The 217-nt window shown below is 55.8% G+C and carries 1 protein-coding gene; it reads right to left on the bottom strand.

Going from position 1 to position 217, the window contains the following annotated elements; genetic code table 11:
* Positions 1-217 (bottom strand): class I tRNA ligase family protein (locus B2Z72_RS13820; RefSeq protein WP_297005083.1); only part of this gene is annotated, 217 nt, incomplete at both ends.

Raw genomic sequence — 217 nt, 5'->3', positions numbered from 1 at the left:
CGGCACACCCCAGGTACGCTGACGGGAAATACACCAGTCAGGGCGGTCGGTCATCATGCTTTCGATACGGGCTTTACCCCAACCCGGACGCCATTCAACCGTGTTGTGTACTTCGTGCATGGCCTGCTCCAGCAGACCATTCTGTTTCATGCTGATAAACCACTGTGGCGTCGCGCGGAAAATAATCGGCGACTTGTGACGCCAGCAATGTGGATAG

The sequence above is a fragment of the Thalassolituus sp. UBA6592 genome, assembly GCF_002433655.1.
In the GTDB taxonomy this organism is placed as follows: domain Bacteria; phylum Pseudomonadota; class Gammaproteobacteria; order Pseudomonadales; family Oceanobacteraceae; genus Venatoribacter.
This window is presented reverse-complemented; position numbering and strand designations above follow the sequence as displayed.